The organism is Gemmiger formicilis, from assembly GCF_900167555.1.
Lineage (GTDB): Bacteria > Bacillota > Clostridia > Oscillospirales > Ruminococcaceae > Gemmiger > Gemmiger formicilis.
Genome location: NZ_FUYF01000009.1, coordinates 23,645 through 39,681 on the forward strand (window position 1 = coordinate 23,645; position 16,037 = coordinate 39,681).

The 16,037-nt window shown below is 61.6% G+C and carries 14 protein-coding genes and 1 pseudogene; 7 read left to right on the plus strand and 8 right to left on the minus strand.

Features of this window, described 5'->3' with window-relative positions; genetic code table 11:
• Positions 1 to 13: 13 nt before the first annotated feature.
• Both B5D32_RS08750 and B5D32_RS08755 read right to left on the minus strand, forming a co-directional pair.
• Positions 14 to 1,093: a M24 family metallopeptidase gene (locus B5D32_RS08750; RefSeq protein WP_078784680.1), complete on the minus strand. Its 1,080-nt coding sequence runs from the start codon at positions 1,091 to 1,093 to the stop codon at positions 14 to 16.
• Between the two features lie 31 nt (positions 1,094 to 1,124).
• A complete protein-coding gene (locus B5D32_RS08755) occupies positions 1,125 to 1,991 on the minus strand; it encodes a helix-turn-helix domain-containing protein (protein WP_078784681.1) in 867 nt (288 codons plus the stop codon).
• Between the two features lie 368 nt (positions 1,992 to 2,359).
• Between B5D32_RS08755 and B5D32_RS08760 the strand changes: the two genes are divergently transcribed.
• The 3 genes from B5D32_RS08760 (at position 2,360) to B5D32_RS08770 (ending at position 5,909) form a co-directional block, all read left to right on the plus strand.
• A complete protein-coding gene (locus B5D32_RS08760; RefSeq protein ID WP_078784682.1) occupies positions 2,360 to 2,830 on the plus strand; it encodes a MerR family transcriptional regulator in 471 nt (156 codons plus the stop codon).
• On the plus strand, positions 2,827 to 3,024 hold the full coding sequence (locus B5D32_RS08765; RefSeq protein WP_078784683.1) for a hypothetical protein: 198 nt from the start codon (positions 2,827 to 2,829) through the stop codon (positions 3,022 to 3,024). The genes B5D32_RS08760 and B5D32_RS08765 overlap by 4 nt, the downstream gene beginning before the upstream one ends.
• Positions 3,025 to 3,131: 107 nt before the next feature.
• Positions 3,132 to 5,909: a glycoside hydrolase family 2 TIM barrel-domain containing protein gene (locus tag B5D32_RS08770; RefSeq protein WP_078784684.1), complete on the plus strand. Its 2,778-nt coding sequence runs from the start codon at positions 3,132 to 3,134 to the stop codon at positions 5,907 to 5,909.
• Positions 5,910 to 6,007: 98 nt separating this feature from the next.
• Here the strand turns inward: B5D32_RS08770 and B5D32_RS08775 are convergent, their stop codons facing one another.
• Both B5D32_RS08775 and cls read right to left on the minus strand, forming a co-directional pair.
• Positions 6,008 to 6,325 (minus strand): L-rhamnose mutarotase, encoded by a 318-nt coding sequence (locus B5D32_RS08775; protein ID WP_078784685.1) that lies wholly within the window; start codon positions 6,323 to 6,325, stop codon positions 6,008 to 6,010.
• A 121-nt stretch (positions 6,326 to 6,446) separates the two neighbouring features.
• Positions 6,447 to 7,997 carry a cardiolipin synthase gene (gene cls / locus B5D32_RS08780; RefSeq protein WP_078784686.1) on the minus strand — a complete coding sequence of 517 codons (1,551 nt, stop codon included), beginning with the start codon at positions 7,995 to 7,997 and terminating at the stop codon, positions 6,447 to 6,449.
• 223 nt (positions 7,998 to 8,220) lie between these two features.
• On the opposite strand from cls, the gene B5D32_RS08785 reads away from it, so the two are divergent.
• From B5D32_RS08785 to B5D32_RS08800, 4 genes are all read left to right on the plus strand, one after another.
• On the plus strand, positions 8,221 to 8,568 hold the full coding sequence (locus B5D32_RS08785; RefSeq protein ID WP_143402718.1) for a hypothetical protein: 348 nt from the start codon (positions 8,221 to 8,223) through the stop codon (positions 8,566 to 8,568).
• A gap of 590 nt (positions 8,569 to 9,158) precedes the next feature.
• Positions 9,159 to 9,833 carry an amino acid ABC transporter permease gene (locus B5D32_RS08790; protein WP_078784688.1) on the plus strand — a complete coding sequence of 225 codons (675 nt, stop codon included), beginning with the start codon at positions 9,159 to 9,161 and terminating at the stop codon, positions 9,831 to 9,833.
• 3 nt (positions 9,834 to 9,836) lie between these two features.
• The gene (locus tag B5D32_RS08795) at positions 9,837 to 10,583 is read left to right on the plus strand and encodes an amino acid ABC transporter ATP-binding protein (RefSeq protein WP_078784689.1); all 747 of its coding nucleotides are present in this window, start codon (positions 9,837 to 9,839) and stop codon (positions 10,581 to 10,583) included.
• Entirely contained in the window at positions 10,583 to 11,431 is an 849-nt protein-coding gene (locus B5D32_RS08800; protein WP_078784690.1) for an amino acid ABC transporter substrate-binding protein, read from the plus strand. Before B5D32_RS08795 ends, B5D32_RS08800 begins: the two co-directional genes overlap by 1 nt.
• 270 nt (positions 11,432 to 11,701) lie before the next feature.
• Here the strand turns inward: B5D32_RS08800 and B5D32_RS08805 are convergent, their stop codons facing one another.
• The 4 genes and pseudogenes from B5D32_RS08805 to hypB all read right to left on the minus strand — a co-directional run bounded on the left by B5D32_RS08805 (position 11,702) and on the right by hypB (position 15,872).
• Positions 11,702 to 11,908: a hypothetical protein gene (locus B5D32_RS08805; protein WP_078784691.1), complete on the minus strand. Its 207-nt coding sequence runs from the start codon at positions 11,906 to 11,908 to the stop codon at positions 11,702 to 11,704.
• 6 nt (positions 11,909 to 11,914) lie between these two features.
• On the minus strand, positions 11,915 to 12,289 hold the full coding sequence (locus B5D32_RS08810; RefSeq protein WP_078784692.1) for a hydrogenase maturation nickel metallochaperone HypA: 375 nt from the start codon (positions 12,287 to 12,289) through the stop codon (positions 11,915 to 11,917).
• Positions 12,289 to 15,060, minus strand: a complete 2,772-nt coding sequence (locus B5D32_RS08815; protein WP_078784693.1) for an FAD-dependent oxidoreductase — start codon at positions 15,058 to 15,060, stop codon at positions 12,289 to 12,291. The genes B5D32_RS08810 and B5D32_RS08815 overlap by 1 nt, the downstream gene beginning before the upstream one ends.
• 142 nt (positions 15,061 to 15,202) lie before the next feature.
• Positions 15,203 to 15,872 (minus strand): annotated as a pseudogene (gene hypB / locus B5D32_RS08820) (hydrogenase nickel incorporation protein HypB).
• Positions 15,873 to 16,037: the final 165 nt, after the last annotated feature.

Consider the following 16,037-nt stretch of genomic DNA (forward strand, 5'->3'; position numbering starts at 1 on the left):
CCCTACAGAATGCTTACAGGCCCACCACATCCCAATGCTTATCGTTCCTGTTCAGCACCTCGCAGCCGGTCTCTGTCACCAGGACGAGGTCCTCCACGCGGACGCCGAACTCGCCGGGCAGGTAGACACCCGGCTCAATCGAAAAGATCATGCCGGGTCTGGCTACGGCGGTGTTCGCGCTGCTGACGTCGCCCTTCTCGTGGTCGGTCTGGCCGATGAAATGCCCCAGACGGTGGTTGAAATACGCACCGTAGCCCGCTTCCGTAATCAGGTCGCGCGCGGCGGCGTCCAGCTCACACAGGCGCACGCCGGGCTTGATGAGCGCCTCGGCAGCCTCATTCGCGCGGCGCACCAGATCGTGCACGGCGGCCTGCTTTTCAGTGGGCTGGCCGCAGAACCAGGTGCGGGTCATGTCGCTGCAATAGCGGCTCTTCACGCAGCCCATGTCAAACAGCACGCAGTCGCCCTCTTTTAACACGGTGTCGTCAGGCTCGTGGTGCGGGTCGGCGGCGTTGGCGCCAAAGGAGACGATCGTCGTAAAGCTCGGCCCCTCGCAGCCGTGGGCACGGTACTGCGCGTCGATAAACTCAGCGACCTCGCGTTCGGTCATGCCGGCCTTTATATAGTGCTTCGCGGCCTCGTTTACCGCGTCGTTGATGCGGGACGCCTCGCGCATGAGGGTCTGTTCCTCGGCGTCCTTGCAGGCGCGGCAGTCGTCCACGCAGTCGCTGGACAGCACGACCTGCATACCGGGGTGGGTCTCCATCAGCGGGATCAGAAACTTAGCGGGCCACTCCTTGTCAATGCCCAGCGGCCTGCCCGCGTCCACGACCTCGGCGATCTGCGCCACGGGCTTGTCCGTGTCGGTGTGCCAGACGGTCCTGCACGGCGGCTCGGGCACATTGAACAGTCTGTTCAAAAACAGCACCGGCTCGCCCTCGGTGGGCAGGTAGAGCGCCAGCAGACGCTCATAGGGCTCCACGGCGACGCCGGTCAGATACCACACGCTCTTGGGGTCGCAGACGATCATCTGCGTCAGTCCCTGCGCGCGCAGGGCAGCACGGACACGGTCCATGCGTTCGGTTTTCAACATACAAATGCCTTCTTTCCCATAATCCTTTTATTCAGTTTTCCGCGGGCTTCATTGCACTTTTGCGGTACTGCTGGGGGCTTTGGCCCACCATGGCGGTAAAGCGGGTCGAGAAGTTGCTCTCATCCCCAAAGCCGACCTGGTGCGCGATCTCGCAGACGGAGAAATCCGTCAGTACCAGCAGTTCCTTGGCACGTGTGATCCGCGTGGACAGCAAAAAATTGTAGGGCGTCGTGCCCATGTACTGGCGGAACAGCCGCAGGAACCAGCTCTTGCTCACCGGCGTCTGGGCCAGCAGGCTGTCCAGCGACAGCGGCTCGGCATAGTGCTGGCGGATGTACTCGGCGGCCTGTTCGATCAAGGTGCGGTTGGAGCGGCTCTCGTCCCCGGCCAGCAGCTGGCGAGCCATCAGGGCCAGCATCCGGTGCAGGGCCAGGCAGATTTCGATCTGTGCGGCAGCGCCGTGCTCCCACTCGGCGGCCAGTGACTCAAACAGCGGCTGCATCTCCAGCCGACTGACCGTAACGGGGGACAGCCGCCCCTGCGGCTGCAGTACCTCGGCCAGATTGGCGACGCCCGCGCCGTCCAGATGCGCCCAGTAGTGGTGCCAGTGGTCCTGCCCGGGGGCAGTGCAGTAGCTTTGCGGGGTGCGGCAGTTCAACAGCAGGGCGCTGCCGGCGGGCAGCTCCACGCGCTGGTCGTTCTGCTCGATCAGACCGGAGCCGGACAGCGTATAAAACAGCAGATAGCTTTCCTTATCGGTACGGGCTGTGGCAAAATGGGCGCGGCCATAAAAGTTGCCGGCCTCGGTGCAGTAAAATGGCTGTGCCAGCGCCGCCGCGCCGGGGGTGGCGCGCAGCCAGGTGCTGCGTTCCTCCACGTCCATATTATAGGTCAGCATAGTGGCGGTCCCTCCCTTGCTTATATGAACATGATAGAAACAAACCGCGCGTTTGTCAATAAAAAATAGAAAAAGCCTTCCCTATATAAGGAAAGCGCAGCTTGTCGAAAAACCTCCCTCTGCGAGGGAGGTGCCCCGAAGGGGCGGAGGGAGAGAACCTTGCCATAGCCCGAAATGTTTCGGGAAGCCGTACAGTTCTCTCCCCCACCGTCTGCGGGCGGAGCCCCCTCGCAGAGGGGGCCAAGGAGTGAACGTACCTTTTTCGACAGTCTGGGGCGATCATTGGTCGCCCGCCTTGACAACGCCGCCCTTTTGTCCTATACTGATACACAGGTTAAACCTGGGTTTAAGTCATAGGAGGAAAACACATGGCCTATACAGTGGGGGAGATGGCGCGGCGGCTGGGTGTGCCCGCATCGACGATCCGCTATTACGATAAGGAAGGGCTGCTTCCCTTTGTCGGGCGCTCGTCCGGCGGCATCCGCGTTTTTACGGAGAAGGACTTCGAGTGGCTGCGCATCATCGAGTGCCTGAAAAAGACCGGCATGTCCCTCAAGGACATCCGCGAATACATCGAGCTGGCCATGCAGGGCGATGAGACCATTGCCCGGCGGCTGGCGCTGTTCCGCAAGCAGCGCACCGTGCTCGAGACCCGCATGGCTGAATTGCAGCAGACGATGGACACCCTGGACTACAAGTGCTGGTTCTATGAGACCGCCGCCGCCCACGGCAGCACCGAGGGCATCAGCGACCTGCCCGACGAGGCTCTGCCCGAGGCCCTGCGCCCCGTGCGGGAGCGTCTGCGCGCCGCCGCGGAGGCGGAGACAGAAGAAGTATGACCCCAAAACGCCGCCCCTGCAAAAAGGTCGGCGTTTTTTTGCGCCACAGGTGTGCCGACTATAACAACCCGCCCTGCAAAAATCCTGCCGCCACCGCTATATCTGGTGCTGCAGCGTACAATCTGCCACCAGACAAAACGGAAAAACTCAAAAAATCCTGCCGCAAAGTGTTAAACACAGCACAATTCCCGTAAAGATGCAAAAAATACGGAAAATATCTGCGTGAAACTTTCCATTGACACCCCGCGCGCCCTGTGGCAGAATGTCGGTAAGAACCTGATTGTGTAAAGGAGAGATCCCTATGACCCCTGAACTTCGCTGGCTGAGTGACCCCACCGTCTTTGCTGTGAACCGGCTGGACGCACACTCTGACCATCTCTGCTGCCGCACCTTGGACGAGGCCGAAAGCGGCCTGACATCGCTGCGCCAGTCACTGGACGGCGCATGGCGCTTTGCGTGGAGCGCCAAACCTGCCGCCCGCCCGGCGGATTTCTGGCAGCCGGACGCCGACCTGTCCGGCTTCGGCACCATCCGCGTGCCCGGGCACATCGAGCTGCAGGGCTACGGTCAGCTGCAGTACACCAACACCCTCTACCCGTGGGATGGCCGCAGCTGCCTGCGCCCGCCGCAGGTCGATTGGAACGATGACCCCGTGGGCAGCTATGTCAAAGAATTTGATCTGGACGAGTCCCTGCGCGGCCAGCGCGTCTGCGTCAGCTTTCAGGGCGTGGAGCAGGCCATGTACCTGTGGTGCAACGGCCAGTTCGTCGGCTATGCCGAGGACAGCTTCACTCCGTCTGAATTTGACCTGACACCGTATATTCGGGACGAGAACAACCGCCTCTGCGTCGAGGTCTACAAGCGCAGCAGCGCCGCCTGGATCGAGGATCAGGACTTCTTCCGCTTCTCGGGCATCTTCCGCTCGGTCTATCTGTACGCAAAGCCCAGGGTCCACATCAACGACATCTGGCTCAAGGCTGACCTTGCCGCCGACAACACCACCGGCCTGCTGACGCCCCTCGTCAAGCTGGACGGCGAGACCGACGGCGCGTCGGTTGCCCTCGTCGTGACTGACCCCGAGGGCTACGCCGTCTACGAAGGCCCCGCCGCGGGCGATACGATTGAGATCGAGGGCATCCAGCCGTGGAGCCATGCAGCGCCGGTGCTCTACCACGCCGTACTGACCCTGCGCGATGCCGACGGCGTTTTGCAGGAGGTCGTGCCCTACGACATCGGCTTCCGCCGCTTTGAGATGATAAACGGCGTCATGTGCCTGAACGGGGAACGTGTCGTGTTCAACGGCGTCAACCGCCACGAGTGGAACGCCGACAGGGGCCGTGCTATCGGCGCCGACGACATGCACGCCGCCATGGCCGTGTTCAAAAAGAACAACATCAACGCCGTGCGCACCTGCCACTACCCCGACCAGAGCCTGTGGTACGACCTGTGTGACCGGAACGGCATCTACATGATCGACGAGACGAACCTCGAAAGCCACGGCAGCTGGCAGAAGCTCGGCGCGGTGGAGCCGAGCTGGAACGTGCCCGGCAGCCTGCCCGAGTGGAAGGACTGCGTCGTGGACCGCGCCCGCAGCATGTTTGAACGCGACAAGAACCACGCCGCCGTCCTGATCTGGTCCTGCGGCAATGAGAGCTACGCGGGCGAGGATATTCTCGCCATGTCGCAGTTCTTCCACGACCACGACCCGGGACGCCTCGTGCATTATGAGGGTGTGTTCCACTGCCGCGCGTTCGACGCCATCAGCGACATGGAAAGCCGGATGTACGCCAAGCCGTGGGAAATCCGCGAGTATCTCGAATCCCACCCGAAGAAGCCCTTCATTCTCTGCGAGTATATGCACGATATGGGCAACTCGCTGGGCGGCATGGAGAGCTATGTGCGCTTGGCCGACGAGTTCGACCAGTACCAGGGCGGCTTCATCTGGGACTACATGGACCAGGCGCTCCGGCACACCGACGCGCTTGGCCGCAGCGTGCTGGGCTACGGCGGCGACTTTGCGGACCGCAACACCGATTACAACTTCAGCGGCAACGGCATTGTCTACGCCGACGGTGCCGAGAAGCCCGCCATGCAGGACGTGCGCTACTGGTACGACACCCCCGCCCGCCGCGCCGCCCACGATGCCCGCAACGCCGCAGCCGCCGCCCGGGCGGACCGCGACGCGGCCAAAGCACAGGCCGCCCGCAAGCCCGGCACGTTGACCGTGACCGAGGGCGACGGCAACCTCGGCGTCAGGGGCGACGGGTTTGAAATTCTCTTTTCCGCGGGCGAGGCCGGGCCGTCGTCGCTGACCGTCAACGGCAGCGAGTGGCTCTGGCGCGCCCCGCGCCCGGCGTTCTGGCGCGCCACCACCGACAATGACCGCGGCTGCGGCTTCCCGCAGAAAGCGGCGGCCTGGCTGGCGGCGGATGTCTACCTGCAGAACCTCGGCTTTGCGGTCTTGCAGAAATCCGCCGACGGTGTGCAGGTGCGCTATACCTACGGCGTGCCCACCGTGCCCGGCGCTAAGGCCGAGCTGACCTACACCGTGGAGCCGCAGGGCACGCTGCTGGTTGAGGCCGTCTATCATGGCGTGTCCGGTGCGCCCGAGCTGCCCTGCTTCGGCGTAAAATTCCAGACGTTTGCCCCCGTGGCCTGCACGCTCTGGACCGGCCTTTCGGGCGAGACCTACCCGGATCGCTGCAAGGGCGGCGTCTTTGGCTGCCATGAGGAGGTGCCGCACATTGAACCGGCTCTCGTCCCGCAGGACTGCGGCCTGCATGTGGGCACCCGTCAGTTCACGCTGGAGCAGCACAACGCCTGCGGTCAGACGGTGGCTGCGCTGACGATTGAACGGGCCGACGCGCCGTTTGCCTTCAGCGCACTGCCCAACACCGCGCAGGAGATCGAGGCCGCCCAGCACATCACCGAGCTGCCCGCCACGGGCCGCACGAGCGTGACGATCCTGGGCGCAGCCCGCGGTGTCGGCGGCATCGACAGCTGGGGCACCGATGTGGAGGAGCCTTACCGCGTCAGCGGGGAAGGAGAGCACCGCGTCGCGTTCCGCATCGTGTTGTAAATACCCTAAAGGCAGCACCGCCTGCGCTGCACCTGCCCATAAAAACACAAGCCGCCCGTGTCAGCCTGACACGGGCGGCTTTGCTGTCTTATGCGCGTTTAATCCAGACGGAACACCTGCTCCAGCTTGGGCTGGGCGCCGGTCACAGGGTCCATTTCCAGCTCCAGAATATCCTTCATGTAGTCGTTCCAGCGGTCCACAACGGGGCTTTCGGCCTGTACCTTCTCGGCGTAGGCAACGCCCTTCGCGCACTCATAGTAGCCGAACAACTCGTCGTTACAGTAGAAGATGCTGTAGTTGCAGATGCCCGCAGCCTTCAGCACCTCGACCATCTCGGGCCAGATCTCCGCGTGGCGGCGCTGATATTCCGCTTTGCAGCCGGGCTTGATGCGGCCCTTCCATGCTATATGCTCCATTGGTATGCACCTCACAGGATGATTTTGTCTTTATTGTACGGCGCGCAGCGGCGGTTTGCAACGTGGAATAGTACAGATTTCTTTGGGAAAATTCCACTTGCCGCGCTCGGCGCACAGCCCGTCACATCAGCGGGCTGAAGAGCCGCAGCACGCAGTCCCAGCCGCGCACGGCCAGGCTGCGGGTGTCGGCGTACTCCTGCGTGACCTCGCGGCAGACGGGGAACAGCGCGTCAAAATCGCGGCGCACATCGGCCACGGCGCTGCAGCCGCAGAACCAGCAAGCGTTCTCAAAGTGCAGGTACAGGCTGCGGAAGTCAAAATTGATCGTACCCACAACGGCTTCCGTGCCGTCGGCTACGCATTGCTTCGCGTGGATGAACCCGGGCGCGTACTCATAAATGCGCACGCCGCTCTTGGCAAGGCTGGCGTAATAGCTGCGCGTGACCGAGAAAATCAGCTTTTTGTCCGGGATGCCCGGCGTGATGATCCGCACATCAACGCCGCTGGACGCGGCCAGCCGCAGTGTGCGCTGCATCTCGTCACTTAAAATAAGGTAGGGCGTTGTAATGTAGACGTAGTCCTTCGCACTGCGGATCATGTTCAGGTAGACGTTCTCGCCGGTGGCCTCGTCGTCCAACGGATTGTCCGCGTAGGGCAGCACCACGGCATTCTCCCGCGCGGTGTAGGGCACATCGGGCAGATAGCGCTCGACCTCGGGTGCGGCCTTCTGCGTTGCGCCCCACAGCTCTAAGAAAATCAGCGTCAGGCCGCGCACGGCGTCGCCCTCCAGCCGGATGCCGCTGTCCTTCCACTGGCCGTAAGGGTGGGTGCGGTTGAAGTACTCCTCCGCCAGATTGTAGCCGCCGGTAAAGCCGACGCGCCCGTCCACAACGGTGATTTTGCGGTGGTCGCGATTGTTCATAAAGACGTTCAAAATCGGGATGACCGGGTTGAACCGGCGGCACTGTATGCCGCGCCCCGCCAGCTTTGTGACAAATTTGCTGTTGATAAACCCGATGCTGCCCACGTCGTCGTAAAATACGCGCACCTCCACGCCGTGGGCGGCGCGCTCGGCCAGAATATCCTCCAGCTCCTGCCAGGCGGAGGCGTCCTCAATGGCGTGGTATTCCATGAAAATAAACTTTTCCGCGCTGCGCAGGGCTGTTTTCTGGGCCTCCAGCGCCTCGCAGGTGTCGCCGTAGAACGTCACATCTGTGTTGTCATAGGCGGGATAGCCCGCGCGGTCCTGCAAATAGCGGGCGTGGTTGCGGGTGATGCGGTCCGGGTAGGGCAGGGCGCGGCGCTGCTGCAAAATGGGCGCGTGATACTGGCGCAGCATCGTCATATTTTCACCGAAACGGCGGCGCATGACGCTGACGGCCCCGCTGCGGCCAAATAGCAGATAGATGGTCAGACCGAAGATGGGAAACAGCAAAATCAGAATGATCCACGAAATTTTATACGCGGAGTTGATATGCAGCCCATATATACGCAGCGTAATCAAAAATGTCAGTACCGACGTGCATACCTGAATGGCGGTGGAGTAGTCGTTCAGCTTGAGGGCAAGCCAGAAGATCCATAAAACCTGCAAAAGTACGCCGATGCCCGCCAACAGCATCCGGCTGACGCTGTTGGGGATGGCCTCGCGTTTTTCCTCGGTGGTGTTTTTCATGTGTGGCCCCTTTTGTGCCGGGCGCGGCCCGGCTGTGTTGATTTTTTATCCAGTATAGCACAAAATCTTGCAGTATGCCACACTTTTGCACCGGAATTTGCGGTGTTTTCACAAAAGAGCGTCCCTGTGGCCGGACAGGGGAGAGAGGACACGGGAAAATGCAAAATAGCACAAAAATTGCCCGCCTGTAAAATTGGCCTGTATACGCTGAAATCCATACGCGATGCGCTCTGCCGCCCGCACCGGCTACATCGACCGTGCTCGCAAGGAAGCTATTGTTGATGAAACACATTCTTGCGTTATGGCTGCGCAGACTATCGCAGCTGAGAAGTACAGTGTAAATGTTGTTGATGTGGCTGATGATGATATGATGGATGCTGTTGATGATATTAAAGAACTTGCTGAAGTAGATGGAGATATTTCTAATATTACCATGGAAAAGGCTGCTGGTAGTGATTATGCGGGTAAGGTTTCTACGCTCTCTTATACGAAGGGCGCATGTACTTGCACTTACACCGAGGGTGTTACTACTGGTTCTAATGGAGCCTATGGTGTTCAGTCGAAAGCCTAATATTAATCATTAATTAAAAGTTACTTTCCCACCGCCACCCGGCGGTGGGATTTTTTGTGCTTTTGTTGTGGTTTTACTCAATTCCATTTCTACTGCGGACACTCCCACGGGCGGATATGGAATCCGCCCCTACGGTCTGCCAATCTCGTAACATTCTGCCTGCCGCCAACTTCGGCGGGGTGAGGGCACCCCGCCCTACGTCCAACCAAAAAAGGGAACGTAGGGCGGCCAGCCCTCTGGCCGCCGTGCCCGCTTCCGGCACAGTAAACCTTCCGTGCAATCCCCGCACCCTCGCCCCGCGGCGGAGGGATTCCTGCCCGTCCGCGGGTGCGACAGCGTACAAGGCATAGCCCGTCGGAATCCCTCCAGACGCCTGCGGCGTCCACCTGCTCCCCTTCTGGCGCTACGCGCCACCTCCCCCGGCACGGGGGAGTCTGTCTTTGACAAGGAAGGCTTTTCTGCTCCAACCTTAAACTTCACTTCAAATTTCACTCTTGCAAAATCCGGCAAAGTGTGCTACAATCTCATAGCATACCGTTTTAGTGGGAAATATTCCCGCAACCCCAACCAAAAAAGGAGAGTTCCGCCCCATGTCCGAACGCCTGTGGGGAATCCTTGTGGATTCCTTTGGTAAAATATTGCTGCCCGGCCTGACCGTCACCATCCCGCTGACTGCCATCTCGTTTACGCTGGCGCTCATCATCGCGGTGGCGGTGGCGCTGGTGCAGTTTGCCCATGTGCCCGTTTTGCAGCGGCTGGCCCGGTTTTATATCTGGGTCATCCGCGGCACGCCCGTGCTGGTGCAGTTGTTCGTTGTGTTCTACGGCCTGCCCGGCGTCGGCATCCTGATTGAGCCGTTCCCCGCGGCGGTGCTCGTCTTTTCCATCAACGAGGGCGCGTACTGCGCCGAGACCATCCGCGCCGCGCTGGAATCCGTGCCCAAAGGCCAGATGGAGGCGGGGCAGTGCGTCGGCATGAGCTACTTACAGATCATCCGCCGCATCATCCTGCCGCAGGCACTGCGCACGGCCTTCCCCACGCTGGCCAGTACGCTGATCGCCATGGTCAAGGATACCTCGCTGGCTGCCAACATCACTGTGACCGAAATGTTCATGACGACCCAGCGCATTGTGGCCCGCACCTATGAGCCGCTGGCCCTCTACATTGAGGTCGGTCTGGTTTACCTGCTGTTCTGCACCGTGCTGACCCGCCTGCAGGCCGTCGGCGAGCGGTACCTCAACAGCAAGGGCGCGCAAAGGAGCTGAACTATGCTGCAAATCAGAAATCTGCGCAAGTCCTTTGGCGATTTGCAGGTGCTCAAGAGCATCGATCTGGACGTGAACAAGGGCGACGTCGTCGCCATTTTAGGCCCCAGCGGCAGCGGAAAAACAACGATGCTGCGCTGTCTGAACTTTTTGGAAAAGTCCGACGGCGGCACGATGCTGTTTGACGACCAGCGCGTAGACCTGGCCCGCGTCACCCACGCCGAGGCCAACGCCCTGCGCCGCCGCACGGGATTTGTCTTTCAAAGCTACAACCTGTTTGCCAACAAGACCGCGCTGCAAAACGTGACCGAGGGGCTTATCATCGCGCGCAAAATGCCGCGCCGCCGGGCCGAGGAGATTGCCCGCGCCGCGCTGGTCAAGGTCGGCATGGATGACCGCGCCGACTACTACCCCAGCCAGCTTTCCGGCGGGCAGCAGCAGCGCGTGGCGATTGCCCGCGCCATAGCCGCCGACCCGGAGATCATCTATTTCGACGAGCCTACGTCCGCTTTGGACCCCGAGCTGACCGGCGAGGTGCTGGCCGTCATGCGCAGCCTGGCCGGGGAAGGCCGCACAATGCTCGTCGTGACCCACGAGATGGATTTTGCCCGCCACGCGGCCAACCGCGTGGTGTTCATGGAGCAGGGCGTCATTGTGGAGCAGAACACCGCCGAGGCGTTCTTCAACGACCCGCAGCAGCCCCGCACCAAAGAATTTTTGCAGACCTACAAGCAAAGGAGCCTATTGTAATGAAGAACCTGACCAAGCTGACCGCCCTGACCCTGACCGCCGCGCTGGCCCTGACCGCCTGCGGCAGCAGCGCCGCCGCCACCGCGCCCGCAGCGGAATCCGCCGCCGGGAGCACCGCCGAGGCCGCGTCCGGCGACCTGTTGAGTGAGATCCAGGCCAAGGGTACCATCACGGTTGCGATGGAGGGCACATGGGCACCCTGGACCTACCACGATGAAAACGACAACCTCGTCGGCTACGACGTCGAGGTCGCCACCGAGATCGCGAAGAAGCTGGGCGTTGAGCCGCAGTTTGTCGAGGGCGAGTGGGACGGCCTGCTGGCCGGTCTGGACGCGGGCCGCTATGACATCATGGTCAACGGCGTGGACATCACCCCCGAACGCGCCGAAAAATACGACTTCTCGACGCCCTACGCCTTCAACCGCACCGCCGTCATCACCAAGGCCGACGATGACAGCATCAACACGCTGGAGGACCTGAAGGGCAAAAAGACCGCAAACACGATCTCCAGCACCTACGCCGAGCTGGCCGAGCAGTACGGCGCGACGGTGACGGGCGTTGACGACCTGAACCAGACGTTTGAGCTGCTGCTGAGCGGGCGCATCGACGCGACGCTGAACGCCGAGATGACCTTCTACGATTACACGAAGGAGCACCCCGACGCGAATGTGAAGATCGCCGTGCTGACCGACGATGCGAACCAGATCGCCATCCCGATGCGCAAGGGCGACGAGACTGCCACCCTGCGCACGGCCATTGATGCCGCCATTGACGAGCTGCGCGCCGACGGCACGCTGAAGGCATTGAGCGAAAAATACTTTGGCCGCGATATTTCTACGGAAGAATAACCTTTGTAAAAAACATAGAAGGGGCTGCTGCACACGCAACAGCCCCTTTTGTGTGTCGAAAAACCTCCCTCTGCGAGGGAGGTGCCCCGAAGGGGCGGAGGGAGAAAACCTTGCCATAACCCGAAATATTTCGGGCAACCGCACAGTTCTCTCCCCCACCGCCTGCGGGCGGAGCCCCCTCGCAGAGGGGGCCAAAGGGTGAGCACATCTTTTTTCGACAGTCTGAAGGGGCTGCTGCACACGCAACAGCCCCTTTTGTTTTTGGGGAAACTATACCTTGCGAAGGATGCCGTCGGTCAAATCGACGCTGCCGCCTTCCTCCATCCCGCCGCGGCGCAGCGCTTCGTCGGGGTAGGGGAGCACGCGCCGCGTGCCGTTAGCACCTTCCAGCACTACGTCGACCAGAATCGGCTGGTCGGCGGGCGGCTCCTCGCAGCCGTACATCTGTTCCTCAATGCGGAAAATTCTGTATTTCATGCAGCTTCACGCTCTCTCCGGGGCGGTGGGGCCTGTCTCCACGGCCTCGATTTCTTTGATCAACATCTCATGGCCCTGCAAAAGGTGGGTGCGCGGGCTCTGGCAGTGGGGGCAGGTGCGGCCAAACTGCACGGTGGGGTACTGTTGGCCGCAGTCCTCGCACACGGTCACGGCGGGGATGGTCTCCACGGTCAGCACCGCGCCGGGCAAAAGCTCCGATTTCGCCGCCGCCCATTTCCAGCAGTCCTGCAGATAGCTCTCCACCACGCCGGAGACCTCGCCCAGCTGCAGCGTCACGCGCCGGATGCGCGTCACGTCGTTCTGCCGGGCCACGTCCTCCACCGTGCGGATGATGTGGAATACAATGCCAAGCTCGTGCATTACTTCTCCTTCTTGGCAAAGCGGATCTTGATCTCGCGCTTCGCCATGTAGGGCAGAATGGCCTTGAACTTGTCCTCGCTCCTGACCATCTTGCTGCACTCGGGCAGGTCGCGATGCAGGCGGATGGCATCAAACTCGCACTTTGTCGTACAGACGCCGCAGCCAATGCACTTGTTCGGGTCCACAACGCTGGCACCGCATCCCAGACAGCGCGCTGTCTCGATTTTGACCTGATCCTCGGTCAGCGTCAGGTGCGCGTCGCGGAAGGAACGGTGCGCGTCAATGCCCGCATCCAGCGCGGCGGACTGGCGCGGTGCGCGGTCATACTCGCCCAGCGCCAGATTCGACTTGTCCAGCTCGTGGAAGTCGCGGCGGTTGCGGCCAATCGTCAGGCTTGTGTTGGGCTGCACAAAGCGGTGGATGGAAATTGCCCCCTGCTTGCCCGCAGCAATCGCGTCAATGGCAAACCGCGGCCCGGTGCAGACGTCGCCGCCGACGAAAATGTCCGGCTGGGCGGTCTGGTAGGTCAGCGCGTCGGCCACAGCGCCCTGGCCGCGGCCCAGCTGCACGGCCTCGCCGTTCAGCAAATCGCCCCACTCGATGCACTGGCCGATGCTTAAAACAACGTTGTCGCACGGCAGGGTGATGGTATCGTTTTCATCGTAGGTGGGCGCAAAACGGCCCTCCGCGTTGTAAAGGCCGGTGCACTTTTTCAGCACGACGGCGGTCACATGGCCGTTCTCGGAGAGGAACTCCTTCGGGCCGTAGCCGCAGGTGATTTTGGTGCCCTCCTCCTCGGCCTCGGCAATTTCCTCCGGCGAGGCCGGCATCTTGTCCCGCGGCTCCAGACAGACCATCGTCACGCCGTCGGAACCGCAGCGCAGAGACACGCGCGCCGCGTCAATGGCAACGTTGCCGCCGCCGATGACGACGGTCTTTCCGGTCATTTTGCGGCTCTCGTCACCGCCGACGGTGCGCAGCAGGTGGACGGCGGTCTCAATGCCCGCGGCGTCCTCGCCGGGCACACCGGCCCGGCGCCCGCCCTGACAGCCGATGGCGATATAGAACGCCCGGTAGCCCTGTCGGCGCAGCTCGGCCAGCGTGACGTCTTTGCCGACCTCGACACCGCAGCGGATGTCAACGCCCAGCTCCTGCAGAATGTCGATCTCGGCGTCAATGACGTTTTTCTCGAGCTTGAACGAAGGAATGCCGTAGCGCAGCATGCCGCCGGGACGCTCGTTTTTCTCAAACACGGTGGGCTTGTAGCCCTGCACTGCCAGAAAATAGGCGCAGGACAGACCTGCGGGGCCGCCGCCGATGATGGCGATCTTCTGCGGCCACGGGCCCTGTAGCGACGGCTGGACAACGTCGGGCACGTAGCGGTGCGCGGCGTTCAGGTCCTGCTCGGCAATGAACTTCTTGACGGCGTCGATGGCTACGGCCTGATCCACGGTGCCGCGGGTGCAGGCGTCCTCGCACCGGCGGTTGCAGACGCGCCCGCAGACGGCGGGGAAGGGGTTCTCCTTTTTAATAAGCGCCAGCGCGTCGCGGTAGCGGCCCTGCGCGGCCATTTTCAGGTAGCCCTGCACGGCAATGTGCGCGGGGCAGGCTGTCTTGCAGGGGGCCGTGCCGGTGTCATAACAGTTGATACGGTTCTTGTCGCGGTAGTCGATGGCCCACTTGTCGGGACCCCACTTCACGGCGTCGGGCAGCTCCTGCTTCGGGTAGGTGATGGGGCCGTCCTTCGTGCAGAGCTTCTGGCCCAGCTTGACTGCGCCCGCGGGGCAGTACTCCACACAGCGCCCGCAGGCCACGCAGTTCTCCGGCTCGACACGCGCCACGTAGGCCGAGCGGCTCATGTTCGGCGTGTTGAACAGCTGGCTTGTGCGCAGCGCATTGCAGACGTTGACGTTGCAGTTGCAGATGGCAAAAATCTTGTTCTCGCCGTCGATGTTCGTGATTTGGTGCACAAAGCCGTTGTCCTCGGCCTTCTGCAGGATCTGCATGACCTCATCGTAGGTCACATAATGCCCCTTGTTGGTCTCGACGAGGTAGTCGGCCATGTCGCCCACGCCGATGCACCAGTCGTCGGGGTCGTCGCCGCAGCCCTCGCCCATGGCGGCGCGGGACATACGGCAGCTGCACGGACCGGCGGCATACTTGCCGTCGTATTTTTTCAGCCAGTGAGAGATGTGCTCAATGTCGGCGGACCGGTTCTCGGTCTCGATGGCTTTTTCCACCGGGATGACGTGCATACCGATGCCTGCGCCGCCCGGGGGCACCATGGCGGTGATGTGCTCCAGCGGCAGGAACGTCATCCGCTCAAAGAAGGCCGTCACCTCGGGGTGGTCGGCGATCTGCTGCTTGTTCATATTGAAGAACTCTGCGCTGCCGGGCACGAACATCGGCAGGATGTACTGCTTTTCGCGGCGGGGATTCTCCCAGTTGTACTCCAGCAGACCGACGACGGCCATCTGCTGCAAAAGCGGCTCCAGCTCCCCGGCAGGCTTGCCCGTGGCCTTGACCAGCTCGGGCAGGGTCATGGGCTTGCGGACCTTCATTTTTAAGGCGACGTCCGCCATCTCGTCGGTCACGATGGACGCCAGGCCCCAGTATTCGGGGTCATCCTTCGTCAGAATGCCCTTTTTGGCCGGGATGCGGTCCGTGATCATCTGGCCCAGCCTGGCAATTTTCTCGCGGTACGGCTCGTCCCTCGGAATCTCGAAGGGCAGCCTGCTCTCATCCAGCGGGAACGCAGTGGGTTTGCTCATGGTGTGCTCCTTTTTGTGCCGTTGCTCCGTTTTTTGCACAGTAGGGGCCGGGCATGCCCGGCCCGGTTGTAAATGGCGGACGGGCGATTGCGGCAAGGCCGCGGGCCGCACATGTGCGGCCCCTACAACGCGGCTGGATTATTTACGCCTGCCACGCCCTGACCTGCTCTTTTAGCCAATCGGCCCATTCGTCAATGCCCTCGCCCGTCCGGGCGCAGATCGGGATGACCCTTGCGTTCGGGTTGCGCAGGGCCACATACTCGCGGCATTTGTCCATGTCAAAGTCAAAATACGGCAGCACGTCGATCTTGTTGACAAGAACGACGTCGCAGACCTGGAACATCAGCGGATATTTCAGCGGCTTGTCGTGACCCTCGGGAACCGACAAAATCATCGCGTTCTTCACCGCGCCGGTGTCGAACTCGGCAGGGCAGACAAGGTTGCCGACGTTTTCCAGAATCACCAAATCGAGCCCCCCCGGTGCCCAGCCCGGCCAGTCCCTGCCGGGTCATCTCGGCGTCCAGATGGCACATGCCGCCGGTGTGCAGCTGAATGGCCTTGGCGCCGGTCTCGGCGATGGCGCGGGCGTCCACGTCGGAGTCGATGTCGGCCTCCATCACGCCGATGCGCAGCTCATTTTGCAGCGCAGCAATCGTGCGGCGCAGTGTCGTGGTTTTGCCGGACCCCGGTGCGCTCATTAAATTCAGCAGAAAAATTTTTTCCTGCTTCAGCTCGGCCCGCAGCGCGGCGGCCTGTTCGTCGTTGGAGGCAAAGATGCTCTGCTTGACCTCGAGAATTTTCACGTTGTCCATGGGGTGCTCCTTATAAATTGGTATACGGTCTCTGCTAACATTTTAACATCGTGTCAAAAAATCCGCAATCGACGAATATGACAAAGAAAATTTGCGCAGTACGGACAAGATGACGAAAAAGCCCTAAGCCTTCCCCCTTGGGGGAAGGTGGCCCCGCAGGGCCGG